This is a genomic window from Streptomyces radiopugnans (genome assembly GCF_900110735.1).
Classification (GTDB): Bacteria; Actinomycetota; Actinomycetes; order Streptomycetales; family Streptomycetaceae; genus Streptomyces; species Streptomyces radiopugnans.
Genome location: NZ_FOET01000006.1, coordinates 31840 through 55655, shown reverse-complemented (window position 1 = coordinate 55655; position 23816 = coordinate 31840). Strand labels below are relative to the sequence as shown.

The 23816-nt window shown below is 74.3% G+C and carries 21 protein-coding genes; 10 read left to right on the top strand and 11 right to left on the bottom strand.

Annotated elements, in window-relative coordinates:
• Nucleotides 1–152: 152 nt before the first annotated feature.
• Nucleotides 153–1322, bottom strand: a complete 1170-nt coding sequence (locus tag BMY40_RS14040; protein WP_093659310.1) for a PP2C family protein-serine/threonine phosphatase — start codon at nucleotides 1320–1322, stop codon at nucleotides 153–155.
• Between the two features lie 101 nt (nucleotides 1323–1423).
• Between BMY40_RS14040 and BMY40_RS14035 the strand changes: the two genes are divergently transcribed.
• The 6 genes from BMY40_RS14035 to BMY40_RS14010 all read left to right on the top strand — a co-directional run bounded on the left by BMY40_RS14035 (nucleotide 1424) and on the right by BMY40_RS14010 (nucleotide 6407).
• The gene (locus tag BMY40_RS14035) at nucleotides 1424–1930 is read left to right on the top strand and encodes a MarR family winged helix-turn-helix transcriptional regulator (protein ID WP_093659308.1); all 507 of its coding nucleotides are present in this window, start codon (nucleotides 1424–1426) and stop codon (nucleotides 1928–1930) included.
• Between the two features lie 409 nt (nucleotides 1931–2339).
• Entirely contained in the window at nucleotides 2340–3212 is an 873-nt protein-coding gene (locus tag BMY40_RS14030) for an STAS domain-containing protein (protein ID WP_093659306.1), read from the top strand.
• On the top strand, nucleotides 3209–3622 hold the full coding sequence (locus BMY40_RS14025; protein ID WP_093659304.1) for an STAS domain-containing protein: 414 nt from the start codon (nucleotides 3209–3211) through the stop codon (nucleotides 3620–3622). Before BMY40_RS14030 ends, BMY40_RS14025 begins: the two co-directional genes overlap by 4 nt.
• Nucleotides 3623–3629: 7 nt before the next feature.
• On the top strand, nucleotides 3630–4076 hold the full coding sequence (locus tag BMY40_RS14020) for an anti-sigma regulatory factor (protein ID WP_093659302.1): 447 nt from the start codon (nucleotides 3630–3632) through the stop codon (nucleotides 4074–4076).
• A complete protein-coding gene (locus BMY40_RS14015; protein ID WP_093659300.1) occupies nucleotides 4073–5083 on the top strand; it encodes a SpoIIE family protein phosphatase in 1011 nt (336 codons plus the stop codon). The genes BMY40_RS14020 and BMY40_RS14015 overlap by 4 nt, the downstream gene beginning before the upstream one ends.
• 7 nt (nucleotides 5084–5090) lie before the next feature.
• Nucleotides 5091–6407: a PP2C family protein-serine/threonine phosphatase gene (locus BMY40_RS14010; RefSeq protein ID WP_093659298.1), complete on the top strand. Its 1317-nt coding sequence runs from the start codon at nucleotides 5091–5093 to the stop codon at nucleotides 6405–6407.
• A gap of 25 nt (nucleotides 6408–6432) precedes the next feature.
• Here the strand turns inward: BMY40_RS14010 and BMY40_RS14005 are convergent, their stop codons facing one another.
• The 4 genes from BMY40_RS14005 to BMY40_RS13990 form a co-directional block, all read right to left on the bottom strand.
• Nucleotides 6433–6696: a hypothetical protein gene (locus BMY40_RS14005; RefSeq protein ID WP_093659296.1), complete on the bottom strand. Its 264-nt coding sequence runs from the start codon at nucleotides 6694–6696 to the stop codon at nucleotides 6433–6435.
• A gap of 104 nt (nucleotides 6697–6800) precedes the next feature.
• Nucleotides 6801–7664: an MBL fold metallo-hydrolase gene (locus BMY40_RS14000; RefSeq protein ID WP_093659294.1), complete on the bottom strand. Its 864-nt coding sequence runs from the start codon at nucleotides 7662–7664 to the stop codon at nucleotides 6801–6803.
• 148 nt (nucleotides 7665–7812) lie between these two features.
• On the bottom strand, nucleotides 7813–8268 hold the full coding sequence (locus BMY40_RS13995; RefSeq protein WP_093659559.1) for a DUF4383 domain-containing protein: 456 nt from the start codon (nucleotides 8266–8268) through the stop codon (nucleotides 7813–7815).
• Nucleotides 8269–8354: 86 nt separating this feature from the next.
• Nucleotides 8355–9056: a hypothetical protein gene (locus tag BMY40_RS13990; RefSeq protein ID WP_093659292.1), complete on the bottom strand. Its 702-nt coding sequence runs from the start codon at nucleotides 9054–9056 to the stop codon at nucleotides 8355–8357.
• A gap of 234 nt (nucleotides 9057–9290) precedes the next feature.
• Here BMY40_RS13990 and BMY40_RS13985 point away from each other — a divergent pair, with 234 nt between their 5' ends.
• Nucleotides 9291–10430 carry a serine/threonine-protein kinase gene (locus tag BMY40_RS13985; RefSeq protein WP_093659290.1) on the top strand — a complete coding sequence of 380 codons (1140 nt, stop codon included), beginning with the start codon at nucleotides 9291–9293 and terminating at the stop codon, nucleotides 10428–10430.
• Between the two features lie 67 nt (nucleotides 10431–10497).
• Here the strand turns inward: BMY40_RS13985 and BMY40_RS28600 are convergent, their stop codons facing one another.
• Nucleotides 10498–10854: an STAS domain-containing protein gene (locus tag BMY40_RS28600; protein ID WP_245770082.1), complete on the bottom strand. Its 357-nt coding sequence runs from the start codon at nucleotides 10852–10854 to the stop codon at nucleotides 10498–10500.
• Between the two features lie 294 nt (nucleotides 10855–11148).
• Between BMY40_RS28600 and BMY40_RS13975 the strand changes: the two genes are divergently transcribed.
• Complete coding sequence (locus BMY40_RS13975; protein WP_093659286.1) at nucleotides 11149–15294, top strand: SpoIIE family protein phosphatase; 4146 nt, start codon at nucleotides 11149–11151, stop codon at nucleotides 15292–15294.
• Nucleotides 15291–15590 carry an STAS domain-containing protein gene (locus BMY40_RS13970; RefSeq protein ID WP_093659284.1) on the top strand — a complete coding sequence of 100 codons (300 nt, stop codon included), beginning with the start codon at nucleotides 15291–15293 and terminating at the stop codon, nucleotides 15588–15590. Before BMY40_RS13975 ends, BMY40_RS13970 begins: the two co-directional genes overlap by 4 nt.
• A 75-nt stretch (nucleotides 15591–15665) precedes the next feature.
• Here BMY40_RS13970 and BMY40_RS13965 read toward each other — a convergent pair whose 3' ends face one another.
• The 3 genes from BMY40_RS13965 to BMY40_RS13955 form a co-directional block, all read right to left on the bottom strand.
• On the bottom strand, nucleotides 15666–17528 hold the full coding sequence (locus tag BMY40_RS13965) for a serine hydrolase domain-containing protein (RefSeq protein ID WP_093659282.1): 1863 nt from the start codon (nucleotides 17526–17528) through the stop codon (nucleotides 15666–15668).
• Nucleotides 17529–17650: 122 nt separating this feature from the next.
• Entirely contained in the window at nucleotides 17651–18391 is a 741-nt protein-coding gene (locus BMY40_RS13960) for a leucine-rich repeat domain-containing protein (RefSeq protein WP_245770081.1), read from the bottom strand.
• Nucleotides 18388–19497 (bottom strand): isoafricanol synthase, encoded by a 1110-nt coding sequence (locus tag BMY40_RS13955; protein ID WP_245770080.1) that lies wholly within the window; start codon nucleotides 19495–19497, stop codon nucleotides 18388–18390. The genes BMY40_RS13960 and BMY40_RS13955 overlap by 4 nt, the downstream gene beginning before the upstream one ends.
• Nucleotides 19498–19783: 286 nt before the next feature.
• Between BMY40_RS13955 and BMY40_RS13950 the strand changes: the two genes are divergently transcribed.
• Nucleotides 19784–20281, top strand: a complete 498-nt coding sequence (locus tag BMY40_RS13950) for a glycosyltransferase family protein (RefSeq protein WP_093659278.1) — start codon at nucleotides 19784–19786, stop codon at nucleotides 20279–20281.
• A gap of 96 nt (nucleotides 20282–20377) precedes the next feature.
• Here BMY40_RS13950 and BMY40_RS13945 read toward each other — a convergent pair whose 3' ends face one another.
• Together BMY40_RS13945 and BMY40_RS13940 are read right to left on the bottom strand one after the other, a co-directional pair.
• Complete coding sequence (locus tag BMY40_RS13945; protein ID WP_425443112.1) at nucleotides 20378–22381, bottom strand: N-acetylmuramoyl-L-alanine amidase; 2004 nt, start codon at nucleotides 22379–22381, stop codon at nucleotides 20378–20380.
• A 290-nt stretch (nucleotides 22382–22671) separates the two neighbouring features.
• Nucleotides 22672–23796, bottom strand: coding sequence for an aminoglycoside phosphotransferase family protein (locus BMY40_RS13940; protein ID WP_093659276.1), 1125 nt, complete (start codon nucleotides 23794–23796; stop codon nucleotides 22672–22674).
• Nucleotides 23797–23816: the final 20 nt, after the last annotated feature.

Sequence of the window (23816 nt, the reverse complement as noted above, 5' to 3'; positions counted from 1 at the left end):
GGTGTTCTCGTCTTCCGGTGACACCGGCGGGGCCGGACGCGCCGCGCGGAGGCGGACGTGCTCCCGCTCGTACGGGGGATACGTGGGGAATGCGAGAGACAAGGGTACAGCGGTCCCGGATCGCGGCCCGGGCGGGGTGACGGGTCCGGCCGTCAGCTCCTCCTGCCGTGCCAGTCCAGGCACACGACCATGGCGTCGTCGTCCGCGGGCGGCTCGCCGCGGTGCCGGGCGAGCTCGGCGAGGACCGCCCGCGGCACCTGGGACGGGGGAAGGAGCCGGGTGCTGGTCATGGCGCGGGCCAGGGCCCGCTCGCCGAACCGCTCGCCCGACGGCGAGGCCACCTCGTAGACCCCGTCGCTGGCGAACAGCAGGCGGTCCCCGGCCTCGATCCGGAAGTGCTGGACGGCGTAGGGGGTGTCCTCGAACATCCCCAGCGGGAGCTGCGCCTCCAGCTCGACCGGTTCGACGACGCCGCCGCGCAGCCGCCAGATGCGCGGCGACCCGGCGTCGACGGCCTCCAGCCGCCCGGTGGCCAGATGGATGCGCAGCAGCAGGACGGAGACGTGGACGGCCCCGCGGTGCTGCCCGTAGACCGCCTGGTCGGCCAGGACCGCCTGGCCGACCAGGTCCAGCCCGGCCCGGCGGGCGTTGCGCATCGCGCTGAGGGCGAGGTTGGTCAGGAGGGCCGCGTCGACGCCCTCGCCCATCCCGTTGGTCAGGGTGACGGTGAGGTGGTCGGCCGAGACGGACCAGTCGAAGTTGTCGCCGAAGACGGCGTAGGCGGGTTCGAGTTGGGCACCGAGCTCGTACTCGGGGCCGGAGCAGGACCGGCCGGGCAGCAGCTGCCACTGCATCTCGGCCGCGAGGGTGAGGCGCTCGGCCCGCCGGGCCCTCAGGTAGACGTCGGTGCTGTGGTCGGCGACGAGGATCTCCCGGCCGAGCACCTCGCACAACTGCCGCAGTTCTCCCAGGGCCTCGGGCGAGGCCTCCTCGCCGGGAAGGGTCATCGACAGCACGCCCAGCCGGTCGCCGCGGACGGTGACCGGCAGGTGCGCGGTGACGACGCCCGAGCGCTCGTCGGAGGAGAGGCGCGGCTGCTGGGAGCCGAACGCCCTTCCGGGCTCTGTGGAGTGGACCGGAACGGACTCCGTCGGGTAGGGAAGAGGACCGACCGGCTGGAGTATGGTCGTCCCGTAGTCGGCCATCAGCAGGTCCACGGTGATCGCCCCGAAGTGCCGTGCCAGTGAGGCGCGGAGTGCGTCGAGCAGTGCGTGGGGAGCGGCATCGCGCAGGGCGCGCTCCACGGCCGTGAATCTGTCCACCGTGTCACAACTACTTTCTGTTTCTGCAGAAAAAGCCGATATGGGAAGTTAAGTGCCGTTCGGAGCTCGGGCTGACAATACAGACGCGGAGTGTCACAGTTATGGTCGTGAATCCCGGACCCTCCCACCGCCACTCCGTGGATGCGGCACATGCCGCATCCGAGGTGATAGAGCTCCTTGAAGTGCTGTGGGAACGGGGCCGGGAGGCCGCGTCGCCCGCGCCCGTCTCCGCCTCCCAGCTGAGGGTCCTTTACACCCTCGACCGCGACGAGGGCATCAATCTGCGCACGCTCAGCGAGACGCTGGGTTCCGCCCCGTCGTCGGTCAGCCGTCTGTGCGACCGGCTGCAGGCGGTCGGGTTCGTGGAACGCGCTCCCAGCCCGGCGAGCCGGCGGGAACTCGAACTGAGGCTGACCGGCCGGGGCAGGACGTACCTGCGGGATCTGCGGAACCTGCGGGAGGAGGCGCTGGCTACGGCCATGGCGGCGATGTCGCCCGCGGCACGCAGGGCGCTCGCCGAGGGGCTGCGGGGGTTCCGGGCGGCGATTGACGAGACGCTGCCCAGACGCCGGGAGGCCGGAGCGGACGGAGATGTGAGATCGGCGTGAGCCCACCGTCCTGGGTGGCATGTGCATCGCCATTCTGCCTCACCGATACATCACACACCTCATGGCCGCCGCGGAGCGCCGCACCGCGGGGGGAGTCCTGGCGTGATGGCCGGTCGGGGCGGGTGCGACAGGGAAAGATTGTTGTGCTGCGTACACAGTTGTCAAATGGAAACAATCGATCGGGACGCATTGGGAGCCGGTTTCCGGGAAGGGCACGTCAAGGGCCGGTGAGTTCCACCGGACTCTGATGCAGCGTCAGTTGGGGCCGACAGCCTCCGCGGCCGCTGCTAACATTTGCCGGACGGCAACAAAAGGGGTGAACGGTGCCGTCCCGTCACTCCGTACATCCAGCCGGACGCCGACGTCACGGGCGTGGGCCGGCGACGAACGACTGTGAGAGGGCCTGTCAGTGAACGCCAGCGACGCAGCCGTACGAGACCGGTTGACAACCGCAATCCGCGAGCGCGGCGACGAGATCGCCGACCGGTGGGTGCAGTTGCAGCAGGAGCGTGCGGCGATCGGGATAGACGAGGGCGAACTGCGCGAGGAGGCCGACGCGCTCCTCGTCCTGCTGGGCGGGGCCCTCAACAGCGACCACGGGATGGAGAGCGTGGTCGACGCCCACCAGGACCTGCGCGGCGCGGTCATGGAGCTGTCCCTGCGCAGGGAGCGCAGCGGCGCGACCCCCACCGCCACCTCCCTGGCCATCCTGGCGCTCAAGGACGCCCTGCTGGAGGCCGTGGAGCGCGACAACCACGACCCGCGGGAGCTGTTCCCGGCGGCCCTGACGATCAACCGGCTGCTGGACGAGGCCGCCGCCCTGTCCTTCAACGCCTACGTGGAGCGCCGCGAGGAGATCATCCAGCGGCAGAGCCGCCAGCTGCTGGAACTGTCCACCCCCGTGGTCCACCTGTGGAGGCGGATCCTGGCCGTGCCGCTGATCGGCACCCTGGACACCGCGCGCACCCAGGTGGTGATGGAGAACCTCCTGCAGGCCATCCAGACCCACGACGCCCGGGTGGCGATCATCGACATCACCGGTGTGCAGACGGTCGACACCGCCGTCGCCCAGCACCTGATGCAGACCGTCAACGCGGTGCGCCTGATGGGCGCCGACTGCTTCATCAGCGGCGTGCGGCCCTCCATCGCGCAGACCATCGCCCAGCTGGGCATCGACCTGTCCACCATCCTCACCCGCGCCACCCTCGCCGACGCCCTGGCCGCGGCGGTCGACATGACGGGACAGGACTCACCGGCCACCGGAACGACGAAGAACCGATGACCGACCGCCAGTCCATGGACATCCCCATCCTCAGGCTCAGTGACGTACTGGTCACCGGGCTCATCAACGAGCTCGACGACAAGACGGCCACCGTCTTCGCCGACGAGCTGACCGAGCGCATCGCCACCGAGCGGGCCAGGGGCGTCCTCATCGACATCTCCCGGCTGGAGATCATCGACTCGTTCGTGGCGCGCACCCTGACCGAGCTGAGCACCATGGCCCGGCTGCTGGGCGCCCGGGTGATCGTGGCCGGCATGCGGCCGCCCGTGGCGATCACCCTCGTCGAGCTGGGCCTGCAACTCACCGGAGTGGAGACCGCACTCAACGCGGAGCAGGGGATGGCCGCACTGGGCTGGCACCACGCCCCGCGGCCCCCGGAAGGGGGGACCCGGCGTGAAGCTCTCGGGTGAAAGGACGATGGGCGCATCGGTGGCCCCCGTCGAAGCAGGCGGCGGTGCCGCGAGCGCCGGGGCGACCTACTCGGTCCGTACCGACGAGGACCTCATCACGGTCCGGCACGCGGTACGGGCCGCCACCGTCGAGACCGGCTTCGGGCTCGTCGACCAGACCCGCGTCGTCACCGCTGCCAGCGAACTGGCGCGCAACGCCTACATCCACGGCGGAGGCGGCACGGTGACCATCGAGTTCCCCAGGAACGCGGGACGCCGGGGCGTCCGGCTGACCGTCAGGGACGAGGGGCCCGGCATCCCCGACCTGGAGGCGGCGCTGGCCGACGGCTTCACTACCGGCTCCGGCCTGGGGCACGGCCTGGGAGGCGCGCGCCGCCTCATGCACGATTTCGAGGTGCACACCGAACCGGGCAAGGGCACCACCATCAGCGTGACCCGCTGGAACACGCAGTGAGCCGACCGTCCTCCGCCGCGGAGAGCCTGACCGACGAGATCCGCATCGACCACGAGAGCGCGATCCACGTGGCGGCCTCGGCCGCGCGCCGCTGCGCACAGCGGTGCGGGCTGCCCGGGGCCATGCCCGACCAGGCGGCCGTCCTCGCCAGCGAACTGGCCAGCAACCAGGTCAAGCACGCCACCGACGGAACGGTGTACGTACAGCCGGCGCTCCAGGGCGACGGGGTGGAGATCACCGCCGTCGACCGCGGCCCCGGCATCCGCGACCTGGACCGCTCGATGGCCGACGGCTACACCACGACCGGTTCCCTCGGCGCGGGACTGGGCGCGGTCCGCCGGATCGCCACCGAGTTCACCATCCGCACCCAGCCGGGCTCGGGCACGCTGGTCAGCGCACGGCTGTCCGCTCCCGGCGGGCAGCCGAAGGCCCGGTACGGCGTCGGATCGGTGTGCCTGCCGGCCCACGGCGAGAAGCACTGCGGCGACGCCTGCACCGTGGCCGACACCGGCGATGCCCTCACCGGCCTCGTCGTCGACGGGCTGGGACACGGCGCGGCGGCGGCCGAGGCGGCCCGCTCGGCCCTGCGGGCCTTCCGCACCGCCCCCGACCGCCCCCTTGCCGAGATCCTGACCTCGCTGCACCGCTCGCTGCGCCACACCCGCGGCGCGGCGACGGGTGTGGTGCGGGTGCACCCGGACCACGCCGAGTACTGCGGCACGGGCAACATCCGCGCCACGGTGCTCTCGAACGGCGAGGTGGCCCACCGGATGGCCGGCCAGCCCGGCATCGTGGGCTGGAACGTCCCCACCCCCCGGCCGCGCACCGTGCCCCTGGCGCGGGGAGCGGCGATCGTCCTGCACAGCGACGGCATCGAGTCCCGCTGGTCGCACAGCCCGCCCACCTTTCTGCTGCGGCTTCCGCCGCCCCTGCTGGCGGCGGCCCTGGCCCACGGGTACCGGCGCGTCCGCGACGACGCCACCGTGCTCACCGTCCAAGCGGCGTAGAGGTTCCATGACCGACAACACCACTTCCCACCACCACACACTGCCGAGCCTGCGACAGGCGGTGCGCAGGATCGCGCGCGTCCACCGGGTGCCGGTGGAGACCAGGGCCCGGCTGGTGATGTCCGCGGTGGACCTGGCGCGCACCGAGATCGCGGCGGGACGGCCGGTACGGCTGGAGGCGTGCGCCGAGCCGTCCCCCGGCGGGGCGGCGGACCAGCTCGTCGTCACGCTCGACACCCTCAGCGATCTGACGGCCGACCGCGACGGCATCGCCGACCTGCCCCTTCCCGCCCAGTTCGCCTCCGGAGGCTCGGTCACCTGGCGCATGCCGCTGCCCGGGCGGCGCGGCGACGGCGGCAGCGCGGGCAAGGGGGGTGGGGGGAGCGACGCGGGCACGGTCCTGCCCGCCCAGAACGGCGGCGGAGCGGCGGCCGGGAGCGGCTGCCCCACGTCGGAGATCCACGCGGTGGAGCAGGAGCTGCGCGCGGTGCTGGCCCGCCTGGACTCCCTCACCGCCGAGCACCGGCGGCTCAAGCACGAGATCGCCGAGACCAACCGCGGCACCCTCGCCCTCTACGTCCAGCTGGAGGAGCGCGACGAGCAGCTGCGCAAGGCCCACGGCCAGACCCTGCGCGAGCTGGAGGACGCGCTGCGGCCCGCCCCGATCGAGGTCGACGGCCTGGAGATGGCCGTCCACTACGCGCCGGCCGGCACCGACGCGCCCACCGGCGGCGACCTGTACGACTGGCTGCAGCTGCCCGACGGCACCGTCCACATCACCGTCGTCGACGCCCTCGGCCACGGTGTGACCAGCACCCGCGGCGCCCTCAACGTCACCCACGCGGTACGGACCCTGGCGCTGGAGGGGCACCCGCTGGAGTCGATCATCGCCCGGACAGCCGAGATCCTGATGCCCTTCGACAGCGAGCTGATGTCCACCGTGCTGCTCGCCCGGATCAACCCGGCCACCGGCGACCTGTTCCTGGCCAACGGCAGCCACCCGCCCGCGCTGCTGCTGCCGGCCGGGGGCGAGCCGGAGTACCTGGAGGTACGCGGGCGGGGCATCGGCTACCCGCTGCCGGGCAGCGAGCGCCTGCTGCACGTTCGGATGGGGCCCGGGGACATGCTCATCCTCTACACCGACGGCCTCACCGAGAGCCGCAAGGATCCGCGCGAGGGCGAGAAGCGGCTGGTCGAGGCGGCCCGCCGCCACGCGGACAGACCCATCGCGGAGGTTCCCGGCGCCATCGCCGAGGACATGCACACGGTCATCCTCCACCCCGACGACACACTGGCGCTGGCCGTGCGCGTCCCGCCCGCCTGAGCGGGCGACGCGCACGGGCGACCCCTCAGCCGCCCAGCTCGGAGACCACGGTCTGCAGCCTGGAGGCCAGTGCCTCCAGGTCCCGGTCGGAGGGCGCCCCCGGGCCGAGCCGGGCGGCGAGGTCGTCGCGGGAGACGACCTCCACGGCTCCCCGGTAGCGGTCGGCGCCCGCCTCGGCGGCGGACACGACCCGCGGGCTGCCCTCCAGGATGACCAGCCGGGGATCGGGGTCGGAGGAGCTGAGCAGCTCCCTCACGTGCTGGGCTGTGATCGTGCTCGTGCTCGGCACCTTGTGGGCCTTCCTCTCGGTCCTCTGGGGTCTCTCGGTCCTTCCGGGTCCTGTGGGTGCCCGACTTCCGCTCCCGCCGCCGCGGGGCCGGCGAGACGGGGGCCTCAGGGGTTTTCCGGCCGCGCCGGGCCGGCCTCGACCGGGCCGGCGGCGTCGACGGTCACCCGCTCCCCCCGGGGGCAGTGCAGTACGCCGGAGGGGAAGCCGGGCCGCTCCGCCTCCCGGAGGAAGTCCGACAGGGGGGACTTCATCACGGTGTAGTCGTCGTAGTGCACCGGCAGCACGCGACGGGGCCGCAGCGCGGAGACGAGGTCGGCGCCCTGGAGCGCGTCCATGGTCACCAGCAGCCCCCCGGGGAGCTTGGTACCGCCCAGATGGACCACCGCCAGGTGGATGTCCGGGCACAGGCGCGCGATCTCGTGGACGCCGGGGAACATCAGGGTGTCGCCGGAGATGTACAGCCGCAGCCGTACCGCCCCTCCCGGATCGCCGAACTCCAGCAGGCTGCCCATCACCGGGGGCAGCAGGAAGTCCACCGGGCCCGGTCCGTGGCGGCCGGGCAGCGCCGTGATCCGCACCTGGCTGCCACCGCGCACCAGGACGTGGTCGTGCCAGGTGGGCAGGCCCGTGGCGCGGCTGAACCCGTGCAGCCCCTGCAACCGCCGCGAGGCGTGCGGGGTGGTGACGATCGGCAGGGAGCGGGGCAGGTTCCGGCGGGCGACCCGGTCCCAGTGGTCGCCGTGCAGATGGGACAGCACCACCGCGTCCAGGTCCGGCGGGAGGTCCGTCACCCGCAGGGCCGGCTCCTTCAGCCTCCGGGACAGCAGGCCCTTGCCCAGATAGGCGTACTGGCCGCGGTGGAGGAAGTTGGGATCGGTCAGCAGCGTCAGCTCGCCGTAGCGGATCAGGAGGGTGGCGTTGCCGACGAAGAGGAGCTCGGCGGCTCCCGGGCGCGGCGCGGGCTGCATGGTGGAGCCTCCTCGCCTTCTTCATCGTTTCCGGTGGGCCGGTGGGCCGGTGGGCCGGTGGGCCGGTGGGCCGGTGGGCCGGTGAGCGGCGGGGCGGCGCTGTGCCGCCCCGCCGGGGAGGGGAAGGTGTCCGGGTGCGCGGTCCGGGTCAGGGGGTCGCGTTGCGGCGGCCGCCCAGGACCACGCCGAGCGCGATCATGCCCACGCCCAGCACGAAGTGGAGCCAGTCGTCGGCCGTGTTCAGGGGCACGAAGTTCGCGCCGCTGTCCTTGTCGATGATCAGCCCGTAGATCCACAGCAGCAGGTAGATCACGCCTCCGCCGATCAGGAACGCCTTGGCTCCGGCGGCGCTGCGGGCCATCGCCAGTCCGACGACGCCGAAGGCGAGGTGGACCAGGTTGTGCAGAATCGACACCATGAAGACGCCGAGCAGCATGGCGCCCGACTCGTGTCCGGCGAACTCCATGTCGCCGTAATCGGTGGTGATACCGGGGATGAACCCCAGGATCCCCACGAGCAGGAAAACCGCGGAGACCACCTTGGCTGCGGTGATCACGGGCGCCCGGTGCGCCGTGTCTGCGGTCCTCGGACCTGTGCTGGCCATCGTCATCATCTCCACTGCGAATCGGGTACCGGCCGGTTCGGAGTACCCCCGCCTTCCGGACGGAAACGGCACGGTGTGACGGCTTTTCAGCCGCGGCCCTCCCGGGACCCCTCGTACGCCGCGGGCCGCACCGCCGCGAAGGCCGTGCCCGGCGCCAGCTCCGGCAGGCTGTTTCGGTGGACGTCGAAGCCCGGGGTGGAACGGGGCGGCTCCCGCAGCGGCGAGCGGACGGTGAGCACCGCGAAGGTCCGCCACCGGCCCGCCGGCTCGGCCGCCCGCAGGTCGAACACCAGCGGCCCGTCCGCGAGCGCCCGCCGCAGGGCGGGAGGGCTGCCGTGGACCGGGCGCAGCCGGCGGCGCGGGAAGGCGGCCAGCACCATGTCGCGCCCGCCGACCCGGTAGGTGAGCAGGCTGCTGTACGGGCCGCCCAGCGCGTCGCCGCGCGGCAGGGGCAGCCGGCGCAGCACGGGGGGCCGGGCGCTGCTGGTCAGCAGCAGGTCCACGGGCCGGCCGGGGCCGCCCGCGTCCAGCACCCGGACGGCGAGCCCGAGCCAGTCGGGCAGCGGCCGCGGCAGGCCGGCGCCCCGGGACAGCCGTACCACGCACTCGTACCGGCCGAGCCCGTCCAGCCAGGGGACGCCCCAGGCGGTCCCCCGGGGACCGGGCATCGTCAGCTCACCGGTGCAGGTCAGGCCATCGGGGTGGAAGGCGGGGGCGTGGCGCAGCCGGGCGAGCTGCCGGAAGCCCGCCCGGCTGCCGCGTACGCGCAGGGGCACGGGTCGGGACATCGGCGCCTCCCTCTTCCCGGCGGGGTCCGCCGGCACGTTCCGGGCGAACCGTCCCGGTCCGCAGTTGCCGCATCGCACGTGCCGAAACCCCGGTGCACCCGGCGGTGGCGCTCCGGTGCGCACCGGCACACCCGGCGCCGATCGACCGCCCTGCCGCCTTACCGCACGGTCGGGAAAGGGCCCATACTGGGCGGGCCGGGGGGCGGCACGGGCGAGAGGGGGCGGCAGCGCGCGATGAGGGAGAGCACACTGATCCAGGGCCGGTACCGGCTGCTGGGCCTCGTCGGACGCGGTGGCATGGGCCAGGTGTGGCGGGCGCACGACGAGTCGCTGGACCGGGAGGTCGCCGTCAAGTGCCTCAAGCCGCCGGGGAGCCGGCCCGGCCCCCAGGAGACCGTGGCGCTGCGCGAGCGCTTCCGCCGCGAGGCGCGCCTCGCGGCCTCGCTCCAGCACCGCGGCGTGACCGTCGTCCACGACTTCGGGGAGCACGACGGGGTGCTCTACCTGGTGATGGAGCTGCTGGACGGACACGACCTCAGCCGGCTCCTGGAGCTGGGCGGGCGGCGGCCGCTGCCCGTGCCCGATCTCTTCGACATCGCCGAGCAGATGGCCGCCGCCCTCGCCTACACCCACGACCGGGGCATCGTCCACCGCGACCTCAAACCCGCCAACGTGGTGCGCACCGCCGACGGCACCGTGAAGATCTGCGACTTCGGCATCGCCCGGCTCGACCGCGGCACGGGCCCGGCCGCCGGGACCGCCGGCGGCTTCCCCATGGGCACCCCGCACTACATGTCGCCCGAGCAGATAACCGGAGCCCACCTCGACCACCGCAGCGACCTGTACTCGCTCGGCTGCGTGCTGTACGAGATAGCCACCGGCACCCCGCCCTTCGACCTGGAGGACACCTGGGGCGTCCTCGTCGGTCACCGCGAGACCGCGCCCCGGCCGCCGCGGGAACTCCGTCCCGACCTGCCCGGGGACCTGGAGCGGATCATCCTCGACCTGCTGGCCAAGGAGCCGGACGGGCGGCCCGGGGACGCGGCGGAGCTCGGCCGCCGCACCGCCGAGGCGCGCCGCGCGGGGAGCCCGGACGGGCGGCGGACCCCGCTCCGGCAGTCACCCGGGTCCGCCGAGCGGCTGCCGGAGTGGGCGTACGGCGTGCGCACCGGTGCCAGGGCCGTCGCCGGACGGCCGCCGCGTTCCGGTCCTTCGGTGTTCCCCGGGTCCGGATATCCGGGGGTGCTCAGCGGCCCGTGGACCGGCTCCGGTGCAGGCGCAGGTGCCGGGCGGGGCGTCCCGGACGCGCCCGGCGGCGAGGACCCCGCCGCGGCCCGCCGGCCCCGCTCGCCGGCCGGCGCGGCGCCGGACTGACCCGGGGCCGCCGGAGCCGCGGCCCGGTCCGCGCTTTCGGCCCGCGGCCCCGGTCCACCCGGCGGGATCACCCGGAGAGGGCCGCCACGGCCTCCTCGACGCTGTCGTAGAAGGCGAAGATCTGATCCAGTCCGACGATCCCGAAGACGCGCATGATGTCGTCGTCCAGACCGGCCAGCGCCAGGCTGCCGCCCAGGGACTGGGTGAGGTGGTAGGCCGTGATCAGGACGGTGATGCCGCTGGAGTCGCAGTAGACCAGGCCGGACAGGTCGATGACGACCGCGGTCCCGCGGTCTCGGGGCAGCTCGTTCAGCGCCTCGCGCATCCTGTCGGCGGTGTGGTGGTCCAGTTCGCCGGACACCTCCAGCAGAAAGGGGCCGGCGGGGTGGGGGCGCAGCGTGACGGTCAGATCTCGGTCGGGCACCCGTTCTCCTGTACGCGCTGGTCGGTCCGGTCGTTCCCCGGCACGGCCGGAGAGGCGGGACGGCTCCGGGGCCGGAGGCGGAACGCTCCGGGGCGGCTCCGCCGGGACGCTGATCGACTGCCCGCTTACGGGGCGAGTGAACCCCGCGGGCCGACCGCGCCGCAGGCCGTGGCCGGCCGCGTTTATCCTACGGGACCGGTCGCGGCGCATCGTCGCCGTACCAGTGGATATGCGCATCCGTGACGCGGGACCGCGGGACACCGGTACGCGCGGTGGGCGAGGAGGGCAGAGGCGATGGGCGACGCTGACGGGGCCGGGCCGCTGGAGCTGCTCTTCCCCGGGCACAGCGAGATGGCCGGGCGGATGCGCGCCTTCGACTGGGCGGGCACCCCGATGGGCGACCCGGCCGGATGGCCGGCGAGTCTGCGCACGGCCTGCCGCATCTGCCTGACCTCCCGCTACCCCATGTTCCTGTGGTGGGGCGACGACCTGCGGTTGCTGTACAACGACGCCTACCAGCACCTGCTGGGCAACAAGCATCCCGCGCTGGCCCGGCCGGGCCGGCAGGTGTGGGGCGAGATCTGGGACGTCATCGGCCCGATGCTGCGGTCGGTGACGGAGACCGGAAAGGCCACCTGGTCGGAGGACCTGCTGCTGAAGATGGAGCGGCACGGCTACCTGGAGGAGACGTACTGGACGTACTCCTACAGCCCCCTGCACGACGAGGACGGCCGGGTGCGCGGGGTGTTCACCGCGTGCAACGAGACCACCGAGCGTGTCGTGGGCGAGCGGCGGCTCGCCGTGCTGCAGGACCTGGGCGCCCAGGCGGGCACCGCCCGCAGCGTGGGGGAGGCGTGCCGGCTGGTCGCCCGGGTGCTGGGCCGCGCGCAGCGGGACGTGCCGTTCGCCGCGGTCTACCTGCGCCGCCCCGGCGGCGAGCCGGTCCCGGCCGCCGTCAGCCCGCCCGGCACCGCCCCCGGGCCCCCGCCGGGCGGCCGCGGCGGCTGGCCGCTGGAGCGGGTGCTGGCCACCGGCGAGCCGGTGGTCGTCGAGGACGTCCTGCGGCGGTTCGGGCGGCTGCCGTCCGGAGAGTGGGAGAAGCCGCCCACACAGGCGGTGGTCCTGCCGCTGCCGGGCGAGACCGGAACGGGACCGATCGGGGCGATCGTCCTGGCCGTCAGCGCCGGGCGCGTGCTGGACGACAGCTACCGGACCTTCCTGGACCTGGTGGCCCGGCAGACCGCCGCGCTGGTCAACGGGGCGGTGGCGTACGAGGTCCAGCAGCGCAGGGCCGAGGAGCTCGCCGAGCTGGACCGCGCCAAGACCGCGTTCTTCTCCAACATCAGCCATGAGTTCCGCACCCCGCTCACCCTGATCATGGGCCCGCTGGAGGAGCTGCGCGGGCAGCTGGCCGGAGCCGGTGAGCAGGTCCGCGAGGAGCTGGAGGTCATCCGCCGCAACGGGCTGCGCATGGGCAAGCTCGTCAACACCCTGCTGGACTTCTCCCGCATCGAGGCCGGGCGGATGCAGGCCCGCTTCGAGCCGGTGGACCTGGCGGCCGTCACCGCGGAACTCGCCAGCGTCTTCCGCTCGGCGGTGGAGCGGGCCGGCCTGGCCTTCGAGGTGGACTGCCCCGCGCTGCCCGAACCGGTCCACATCGACCGCGACATGTGGGAGAAGGTGGTCCTCAACCTGCTGAGCAACGCGCTGAAGTTCACCTTCGACGGCTCCATCGGCGTGACGCTGCGCGCCGAGGACGGGCAGGCGGTGCTGCGCGTGTCCGACACCGGCATCGGGGTGCCCCCGGACGAGCTGCCGCGGCTGTTCGAGCGTTTCCACCGCATCGAGAACGTCCGCGCGCGCTCGAACGAGGGCAGCGGCATCGGACTGGCGCTGGTGAAGGAGCTGGTCGGCCTGCACGGCGGCACGATCACCGCCGACAGCACCGAGGGCGGTGGCACCGTACTCACCGTCCGCCTGCCCTTCGGGTCGGCCCATCTGCCGGCCGGTTCGGTGGCACGGGGCGCCGAACCGTTCCCGGTCTCCGACGCCGACCCCTACCTCCAGGAGGCGCTGCGGTGGCTGCCGGAGGAGCGCGGGGAGGCCGGACCGGAGGAATCCGCACAGCCGGCCGCCGGGCGGGCGGAGTCCGTGCCACCGGTCCCCGGGGAGGCGCGGGCCCGGGTGCTGGTCGCCGACGACAACGCCGACATGCGCGAGTACCTCCAGCGGATCCTGGCCCCCGGCTACCGGGTGACGACGGTCGCCGACGGCCGGGAGGCCCTGGAGGCGGTCCGCGCCGACGCCCCCGACATGGTCGTCAGCGATGTGATGATGCCCCGGATGGGCGGCCTGGAGCTGGTGGAGGCACTGCGCGCCGACTCCCGCACCGCCGGGGTGCCGGTGCTGCTGCTGTCGGCCCGGGCCGGGCAGGAGGCGTCCATCGAGGGGCTGGAGGCGGGCGCCGACGACTACCTGGTCAAGCCGTTCTCCGCCGCGGAGCTGCTGGCACGGGTACGGGCCGCGGTGAAGCTGTCAAGACTGCGCAACCACCACGCGCAGTGGCGCACCGCGCTGGTCGACTCGCTCCAGGAGGCGTTCTTCGTCTGCGACGAGGAGGGCGCCGTCGTCGAGATCAACTCCGCCTTCACCGACATCCTCGGCTACGGCCCGGAGGGCCTGCCCTACCGGCCCAAGCACCCCTGGTGGCCGGACGAGGAGACCGACCCCGAGGCCCACCGGGCCATCGAGAAGGCCTTCGCCCAGATCGTCGGCGAGGAGAAGGGCAGCTACATCACCCCCGTCAAACACCGCGACGGGCACCGGCTGTGGGTGTACGCCTCCTTCAACGAGGTCCGCGACCCCGACACCGGCAGGCGCATGGTGGTCGGCACCTTCCGGGACGTCACCGCCGAACGCCTCACCGCCCAGCGCGAGACCGCCCTGGCGGCGCTGAGCGTACGGCTGTCCGAGGCCGGGAGCGTCCCCGAGGCCCTGCGGGCCGCGCTGGACGAACTGCGCGGGGTGTGGCGGGCCCCCCGCGCTCTGGCCGTCACCTGGGACGGCCCGGACCGGGTGCCCCGGCTGGTCGCCGCGGTGCCCGGCACCGCGTGGGGGGAGCCGGGCGACCCGGCCCGCGGGGCCGTCGAGGCCCTGCGCGGCCGCAACCCCCTGCACCCGGTGGCCACCGGCGGGCCGGCCGGGGTCGGCATCACCCTGGAACACCCCGGCGGGCCGCTGGCGCTGTGGGTCGAGGCCAGCCAGGAGCGGCCCTTCATCTCCGAGGACCACACCCTGCTGGCCGTGCTGGGCGGTTACCTCGGGCAGATGCTGCAACGCGTCCACGCCTTCGAGCAGCAGCGCGAGACCGCCCTGGCCCTTCAGCGGGCCATCCTGGGCCCCGACCGCCTGCCACAGGGGTTCGCCGTCCGCTACGAACCCGCGGCCCGGCCCCTGGAGGTCGGCGGGGACTGGTACGACACCGTCGAGCTGCCCGACGGCCGTATCGGCATCGTCGTCGGCGACTGCGTCGGCCGCGGCCTGGAGGCCGCCACCGTCATGGGCCAGCTGCGCAGCGCCTGCCGGGCCCTGCTGCTGCAGTTCGCCGACCCGGCCCAGGTGCTGAGCGCGCTCGACCGGTTCGCGGCCCTGATCCCCGGCGCGACGTGCGCCACCGTCTTCTGCGGTGTGCTCGACCCCGTGACCGGCCGGCTGGCCTACAGCAGCGCCGGCCATCCTCCGGGCATCCTGACCCACCCGGACGGCGCCACCGAACTGCTCGACCAGGGCCGCTCCATCCCCCTGGCGGTGCAGCCGGGCCGCCCCCGGCCCACGGGAACGCGCACCATGCCGCCGGCCTCCGTCCTGCTGCTGTACACCGACGGTCTGATCGAGCGACGCAGCCGCCCGCTGTACGCGGGCATCGCCGCGGCCTCGGCCGCCGCCCGGCGGGGGCGCGCCGCGGACCTGGAGGAGCTGGCCGACGCCATCCGGACCGGTCTGGAACCGGCCGGCGGCTACGACGACGACATGGCGCTGCTCCTCTACCGCCATCCCGCGCCCCTGGAGGTGGCCTTCCCCGCCGACTCCGCCCAGCTCGCCCGTGTCCGCAGCGCCCTGCGCGACTGGCTGGGGCGCCTGGACGCGGGCCCGCGCCTGACGCAGGCGGTCCTGGTCGCGGCGGGGGAGGCCTGCGCCAACGCCATCGAGCACGGCCACCGCCACAATCCCGGCCGTACCGTGTGCCTGAGGGCCGCGGCCACCGCGGACGGCCTCCGCCTGACCGTCACCGACACCGGGAGCTGGAAGCCACCGCAGCCCGAGGCCAACGCCCACCGCGGCCGCGGCCTGATCCTGATCCACGCGCTCATGGACCAGGTCGACATCGTCACCGACGACGCCGGAACCACCGTAGACATGCATGTGAGGATCACACGTTGACCACCCCACTGACGCTCACCGACCAGCGGCGTCCCGACGGCACCCCGGTCCTCGTGGCCGAGGGCGAGATCGACATGAGCAACGTCGGCGAGTTCCGGGCCTCGGTGGACCGGGCCGCCGCCGGCGGCGACGGACGGCTGGTTGTGGACCTCACCGCCGTGGACTACCTGGACAGCGCCGGGCTGGCGGCACTGTTCGCCCACGCCGACCGTCTGGAACTGATCGCCCCGCCGCTGCTGGACCCGGTCCTCACCGTCTCGGGACTCGCCGACCTGGCCACCGTGCGCATCGCCTGACGGGCCGCCGGGCCGCCGGGCCGCCGGGCGGACGGGCCGACGGACCGTCCGGCGGGCTCCGGCGGTGACCGGGCGTCAGTCGGCCGAGAGCGACCAGCCGTCGGCCGTCACGCGCCCGGCGTCCCCGCGCCGCGAGCCGTCGAACACCGTGCGCCCGCCGTCCTCGATCCGGACTCCGTCGACGTACGCGCCGCGCCCCACGTAGCGGGCGTCGGTGGTGTACCGCCAGCGCAGCCGCACCGCCCGGCCGCGCCAGGCGCCCAGGTCCGCCAGAGCCCGGTGCCAGACCCGTCCGGAGAAGCCGTGCAGCGCCCCCTCCGGGCGCTCCACCGGGGCCTGGCCGGGGCGGGAGGTGGTGAACGGCACCGGCTCCCACGTGCCGCCGCCGTCGCCGGACGCCTCCAGGCGCAGGACGTCGAAGGTGCGCTCGGTGTCCCACCACACGGAGAAGCGCAGCCGGGCGCCCGCGCCGTCCGCGCCCTCCTCCGCACCGTCGCCGAGCGCCACCTCGGGCAGGGTGAGCACGGCCGAGGCGCCGCTCGCCATCCCCGAGAACCAGGCCTCGCGCCCCTCGGCCGGGCGTACCGGCACGGCCCGGGCCAGGTGGTCGGCGGCGGCCACGCGCGGTGCGCTGCCGGAGCGCCAGGTGCGCACCGGGTGCACGGAGTTGCCCAGCAGCACCAGGAAGGTGTCGGTGGTCGGGTCCAGCACCAGGCAGGTGCCGGTGAAGCCGGTGTGCCCGGCCGTGCGGGGGGTCGCCATGGCCCCCATGAACCAGTGCTGGTACAGCTCGAACCCCAGACCGTGCTCGTCGCCGGGGAAGGCGGTGTTGAAGTCGCGGAAGAGCAGGTCCACCGACTCCGGCCGCAGGACGCGGGCGTCGCCGTACGCGCCGCCGTTCAGCAGGGCGCGGCACAGCACGGCCAGGTCCCAGGCGCAGGAGAAGACCCCGGCGTGGCCGGCCACGCCGCCGAAGGCGTACGCGTTCTCGTCGTGCACCTCGCCGTGCACCATGCCCCGGTCCAGACCCGACCAGGGGCGGCGGGCGTCCTCGGTGGCGGCGATGCGCGGTCTCCAGGAGGCGGGCGGGTTGTAGCGGGTCCACCGCATGCCCAGCGGTCCGGTGACGTCCTCGCGCAGCAGCGTGTCCAGCCCCTTGCCGGTGACCCGCTCCAGCACGAGCTGGAGGGTGATCAGGTTCAGGTCGGAGTAGCGGTAGACCGTGCCCGGCGGGTCCAGGGGCTCCTCGCGCCACAGCCGCCGCAGCCGGTCCTCCCGGGTGGGCTCGGCGTACAGCGGGAGCCAGGCGGCCAGCCCGGAGGTGTGGGTGAGCAGGTGCAGCACGGTGATCCCGTCCTTGCCCGCCGCGCCGAACTCCGGCAGGTAGGAGGCGACCGTGCCCTCCAGTTCCAGGGCGCCGCGCTCCATCTGCCGCACGGCCAGGATCGCGGTGAACAGCTTGGAGACGGAGGCGAGGTCGTAGACGGTCTCCGGGGTGGCGGGGACCTGTTCGCCGGCGGGGAGTTCGACGCCGGTGCCGGTGGTCTCGTCGTAGGCCGAGTAGCGCACCGCGTGGCCGATGGCCTCGTGGAGGGCGACGGTGCCGCCGCGCCCGGCCAGCAGGACCGCGCCCGCGTACCAGGGGTGCTCGGGGGAGGGGCCGAGGAAGGTCCGCGCGTCCTCCACCAGCCGCCGCAGATGCGGCTCCAGCAGCCCGGCGCGCCGTGCGGAGCCGCGGCGCAGGACGGGCGCGCGGCCGGCGGCCAGGGGGTGCCCGACCCGGGAGCGGGCCGCCGCGACGGGCGCCGAGGCCAGGACCAGACCGCCGCCGAGCGCGAGGGCCCGGAGGCCGAGCTGCCGCCGGCCGATGCCCTCGCTCGCGGCAGGGCCGGATGCGGGCGCCCGGCCCGGTGCGCGATCCCGTGCCGAACCTGTCATACCGTGCCCCCTGGGGAAAGTATCTTTCAACGGACCGGGAAAACGCTGAAACCTTCTTCCCGAGCGTGCCATTAGTCAACCCCCGCGGCACGGCGGACGAGCGCTCCGTGCGGGTCTCGTGCCTACCGGAGCACCACGCAGCCGCGCCGCTCCAGCGCCTCCAGCAGCTTCGGCTCGACCGCCGCCTCGTTCCAGCGCAGGTCCAGCTTCTCCAGCGCGGGCAGCTCCCGCTCCAGCCAGTCCGGCACCGTGCGCAGCCGGTTGGCCCGCAGATCCAGGCGGCGCAGCCGCGGCAGGCCGCGCAGCGCCTCGGGCACCTGTGCCAGGGCGTTCTCGCGCAGTTCCAGCTCCCGCAGCTCCCGCAGCCCGCGTACGGCGGCGGGCAGCGAGGCCAGGGCGTTGCCGCGCAGCCAGAGTTCCCGCAGTGCGGTGAGCCGCCCGAGTGAGGCGGGCAGCTCCCGCAGCCCGCACCGCTGGGCGCGCAGTTCCACCAGCCCCGCCATGTCGCCGACCTCCTCGGGCAGCGTGCCCAGCGGGTTGTCGCCGACGTTCAGATACGTCAGCGAGCGCAGCCGCCCCAGCGAGCGCGGCAGCGCGGTGAGCCGGTTGTCGTGGAGGTAGAGGCAGCCGTCCAGGTCCGTCAGCTCCCCGATCTCCTCGGGGAGGGAGGTGAGCGCGTTGTGGCCGAGGTCGAGGGTGCGCAGGCGCCGCATCCGGCCGATCCGCGGCGGGAGGGAGGTGAGCGCGTTGTCCGCGAGGATCAGCACACGCGACTCCCGGTGCTCCCACACCTGTTCGGGGACGCGGGTCAGGCCCGCGCGCCAGAGGTTCACCGTCGTCCCGCCGTCCGTCTCCCGCCTCACGGCCGCACCGGACCCGCGGCCCCGACTCCGCGTTCCGGCACTGCCTCGTCCGGCAGGCCGGCCCACGGGCGCAGGCGCCCGCCGCTGACGGCGGCCACCCCGGCGTCGTCGTAGCGCCGGCTCTCCAGGGACCAGTCGAGGTTGCCCCGCATCACGTTGCGCATGCCGTCGACGTAGTCCTCCACGTGCGCCCGCGCCTCCCCGGGCACGCCCGCGGCCCCCAGCAGGGCGGGCAGGCCCGCGGCGAGCTCCCGGAAGCGGGCGACCCGTCCGTTGGCGGCGGCGCGGATCTCCCGTACGCAGTCCGGGAGCGGGCGGCCGGTGCCGTGCCGCAGGAGGACGACGGTGTTGTTGACGTCGCCGACGGCCAGCTCCTTGTCCAGCGAGACGATGTCGTTGACGAAGATCGCCACCTCGTCGGTGATCCGCCGCATCTCCTTCAGCGGGTGACCGCCGTGCAGCGCGGACGGCAGGGTGTAGCGGCCGAAGCGCTCGGCCAGGTCCAGGCAGGGCTGTATGCCGATGGTGTGCCGCCGGGCCGCCAGGAACTCCTCCACCGTGGGCAGCCGGTCCCCGGAGCGGTTGAGCGCCTCCCGGCGGTGGGCCAGCAGATAGCCGTGCCAGTGCCGGCGGAAGCGTTCCCGCCACACCGGCGGCATTCCCTCGTTGATGCGGTGCCACAGATCGCGGAAGCTCTCGACCAGCGGGCCCGCGGGGGCGCCGGCCGGCGGCTCCCGCCCGTCCATGACGCGGACCAGGCGGTCCACGAGGCGGGTGACGTCCCGCGGCCGCCGCCCCAGGGGGCCGTCGAACTGGTCGTCGAAGACGAAGAACCAGCCGTTGACGTCGGTGGCCAGCATCAGGTCCTCTTCCGCGGCCCGTGGATAGAAGCGGGCCATCGCCCGCTCCAGCCGCAGGGCGTCGTACTCCTCGAACGCGGCCTCCCCGGTGAGCAGCCCGAAGTCCCGCAGCCACCGGAGGGTGTGGAGCCTGGCCTTCCCGACACCGGGGCCGACGGCGCTGCGGAAGGGTATCTCCAGGCGGGCCGTCCGCCGCAGCAGGCCCTCCCGTCCGGCGGTGTCCCCGACGGCACCGACTTCAGTCATGGACATGACGCCTCCTGGCGGGCGGTGAGCGCGGCGGTGAGGATGACGGGCGCATACGCCGAACCACCCTTGGCCAAAGGCAGTTGCCGGTCAAGAGTGCCGGGGACGCTCCGTGCTCCGCCTTGTACGCGGAGTGCGCGGAAGCGGCGCTGCCCGAAACGGCGCTCCACCGGGAACGGGCGGGAGCACCGCACCCGGTTCACACCCGTGTACGCCCTCCGCCGCCCGCCGCGGGAGGGCCGCGGGCCGGAGCCCCGCGGCGGTACCGGGCCCGTACCATGGCCGCATGTCCTTTCTCCGCCGCCGCAGTGCCGCCACACCCGCCGGACCCGACTTCGACGTGCTGGCCATGGACCCGGGGGACTGGCCGGGCAACCTCGGCGCCGGGCTGCTGCCCGCGCCGGACGGAAGCTGCCAGGGCGTCTTCCTGCGCTACGACCTGTTCGGCGGGCGCGGACCGGCCATGGTCATCGGGAACCTGCCGGAGGGCTCCCCGGCCCGCGAGACGGCCGAGGGACAGATCCCCTTCGAGGTCGCGCAGCTGCTGGCGGCACTGGAGAACGACGAGGAGGTCACCGTCACCGGAACGGAGGAGAGCCCGGTGATGCTGGACGACAACCTCCTGATCGTGCGGCGGATCCTGTGCTCGGAGACCCGGATCTCCTGCGTCCAGTTCGACCGCAGCGACGGCGTGCTGGTCACCATCGCCAGCTGGGACCGGCCGATCACCGAGGACCTCTACCAGCTGCTGAAGCCGCTGCCCGCGGAGCTGTTCCAGCGCTGACGCAGCGGCGGGCGCGGACAGCCGAGGACATGAGGGACACAGTGGGGAGGGGCGCTTCGCGGCGCCCCTCCCCACACCGTGCGACCGCCCGTCACCTCACCGCCGGGCGGGCCGCACCGTGACGTCGGCGGCCTTGACGAAGGCCACCCGGTGCCCGAGCTGGATCTGGTAGTACTCCTCCTCGCCGCGGACCACCACGTGGCCGGCGGGGTCGAAGGTCTTGGCGTAGTAGTACTCGCCCTTCGTCCGCAGCCCCAGCGCGTACGCCTGGCCCGCCTCCACCTTGTACGGCAGCGGCGAGATCGCCTGGGCCGGGATCCCCTCGGGGTAGGCGGACGCCTCCGGGTAGGCGCGGCCGTAGACGGGCACCGACTCCACGCCCTCCCTCGGGGTGACGACCAGGCCCCGGGAGCCCACCGCGGTCGGGGCGTCGGCGGGGTTGTGGAACCACGCCTTCTGCCCGAGGTACCAGATCGCCGTCCACTCGCCCCGGCGCTCGGCCACCGCGTACCGCTGGCCGGTCGAGGCGCGGGCGCCGGTGTCGTTGACGCCGGTGGTGGAGTCGCCGCCGCCCGGCCGCAGCCCGGCGTCCTTCACCAGCGGGGCGTCGGCGCTCGGCCCGGTGTGCAGTCGCACCGCGCCCGAACCGTGCGGCGGACAGGGCTGCCCGGAGCCGTCGCACCGGGTGTAGACCGGCCTGTGCTCCTCGTAGTCGGGCCGGATGGTCACCAGCTCCGAGTCCGGCGCGGCCGTGGGGTGGAAGGGCGCGCCCAGCAGCGTGAAGTAGTGCTGCCAGTCCCAGTACGGCCCCGGATCGGTGTGCATCCCGGGGATGTTGGCGGACGTCACGCCCGGCACGTTGTCGTGCCCGATGATGTGCTGCCGGTCCAGCGGGATGCCGTGCCTGTGGGCCAGGTACCGCACCAGCCGCGCCGAGGTGCGGTACATCGCCTCGGTGTACCAGGCGTCGGGTGCGGTCAGGAAGCCCTCGTGCTCCAGCCCGATCGACTTGGCGTTGACGTACCAGTTGCCCGCGTGCCAGCCCACGTCCCTGGTGGGGACGTGCTGGGCGATGTGGCCGTCGGAGGCGCGCAGGGAGTAGTGCCAGGAGACGTACTTCGGGTTCCGCACCAGCCGCAGGGTGGTGTCCCAGGTCGCCTCGGTGTCGTGCACCACGATGTAGTCGATCTTCTGCGACGCGGGCCGGTCCGCCTTGTCGTGGTTGCCGTAGTTCGGCGATCCGTCGGGATTGGTGTACTCCTCGTACGGTGCCGGGAGCCACTCGCACGAGACGGACCTCGGGCACTCCACCGGCCCGTCGCTCCCGGAGGACGCCGGACGCAGGTCCGGGCCGTCCAGCTGCGCGGTGTCCGGGGCCAGGTCCGGGGCGCCCTCCAGCACCACGCGCTGGCCGGAGTCGGTGGTGCGCCGCTCGCCCTCGCGGAGCACGTCGAAGACCTCGTCGGCGAAGACCCCGGCCGCCCGCGCGTCCCCGGAGCCCGGGTAGCGCGCCACGGCCCCGTACCACTGGGCGGGGTCGTCGCTGAGCGGCAGGCCCAGCTCCTTCTGGGCGGCGGCCAGCAGTGCCGCGCCGCCGGCGACGTTGGCGGCCGGGTCCCGCCGCAGCTCCTCCTCGTCCAGCCCGGTCAGCTCGGCCGCCCGCTCCAGGGTGCGCAGCCGGGCGGGCAGCGCGGCGGGATCGGGCACCGCGTCGTGCACCTGTCTGACGGCGCGGGCGGTGTCGCCGCGCGCGTCCTCGGTGCCGTGGCTGTGGTGGGGGTCCTCGGCCAGGGCGGTGCGCGCGTCGGTCAGGTGCATGGGCCCGTAGCCGCCCGAGACGCTGGGCGCGCCGCGGTGGCCGTCCCAGCGGGACTGCAGGTACGACACCCCCAGCAGCACGCTCTCGGGCACCTGGTACCGGTCGGCGGCGCGGGCGAACGCCTCCTGCAGCGAATCCGGCTCCCGCCCGCCGGCGTCGGCGGTGGCAGGGAGGAGGGGCAGCAGCAGGGCGGCCACCGAGGCCGCGGTGAGCGCCCGCAGCCGCCGGCGGGCGGAACCGGGCGGGGAAGCTGACGGGCGGACTGGAACGGCTCCTGGCAAGACGGCCTCCTGAGGGGTACGCCGCGGTGGCGCGGCGCGGCACGGCACGGGACTGCCCACAGGGGTATCGGCCGGCCGGCGATCCGTCAACGATCGTGCGAGAACCCGTAGCTGAAGGGTTCTCGCACGTCAGAGGCCATCCGGGGGAGTCTTCACCCCGGAATGGGCCCGGACCTGCGCGGCGTCACAGGTCCAGCCCGGTGACGCCCCGCGGCGCCCCGCAGCACCCTGCGGCGCCCCGTCGCCGGGCCGGGAGCGGCCCGGCGACGGGGCGCCGCAGGGGCTGGCCGTCAGCGTGTGCCCACCGCCGCCCGCACCGCGCGCCGGACCATCGCGCAGTCGTCGTGCAGACGGCGCAGCAGCAGCCGCTGCTCCTCGCCGGTGCTCAGCAGGCCGGTCCGGTCGCTGCCCGGGGCCGGCCCCGGGTCCCGCATGGCGCGCTGCACGGCCGTCTCGCAGGCACGGACCTCCCGGGTGAGGACGAGCATCAGATTCACCAGGAAGGCGTCCCGCGCGTCGCGGCCCCCGGCCTGGGCGAGCCGGCTGATGCGGCGGCGGGCCATCGGGCTGTCGCCCAACACCGACCACAGGGTGGCCAGGTCGTAGCCCGGCAGGTACCAGCCCGCGTGCTCCCAGTCCAGCAGCACCGGACCGGCCGGGGAGAGCAGCACGTTCACCGGCAGGGCGTCGCCGTGGCAGAACTGCGCGCGGCCGCCGCCGCGTGCCAGGCCGTGGAGCAGCTTCCGCAGATCGCCCAGGTCACGATCCGTCAGCAGTCCCAGCCCGTGGTAGCGGGCGATCCGCACACCGTAGTCGACCGGAGCCCCGAAGAGGCCTGCGGGCGGCTGCCAGGCGTTCACCCGGCACACCGCGCCCAGCACCGCGCGCAGGTCGGCAGGCGACGGGAGTTCCAGCGGATGCCGCTGGAGTGCCATCGGGCGGCCCGGAGCCCGCTCGGCGACCAGTACGCAGCCGTCGGGGTCGGCGGCGATGAGCCGGGGCACCCGCACCGGCGGCCGCTGGCGCACGAAGGCGCGGTAGACCGCTATCTCGTGCCGGAACCGCTCGACCCGCGCGGGCGAGTGGTCCAGCAGGCACTTGGCGACCGCGCCGCCGCGGCCGACGGTGCCCGCCAGCAGCACCGAGCGCCCGCCCCGGCGCAGCACCTGCACCGGCTGGAACTCCGGGCAGACCCGGTGCACCGAGGCGATGGCGGTGCGCAGCCGCCCGTCCCGCGGGCCGGACGGCTCCGGCCTCCCGGCGGCCGGCAGGACCCCCGCGCCGGGCGCCCGGCGCGGCCGGGGCAGGCCGGCGACCGCGGGCGGTGTGCGCACCGGCTCGGGGAGGACGGTGCCGTACTGCGGTCGCGGACGCGGCCGGACCGGGGCCGGCACGGGAGACGGTGTTGGATTCATGGACGAGCCGGATCCCTTCG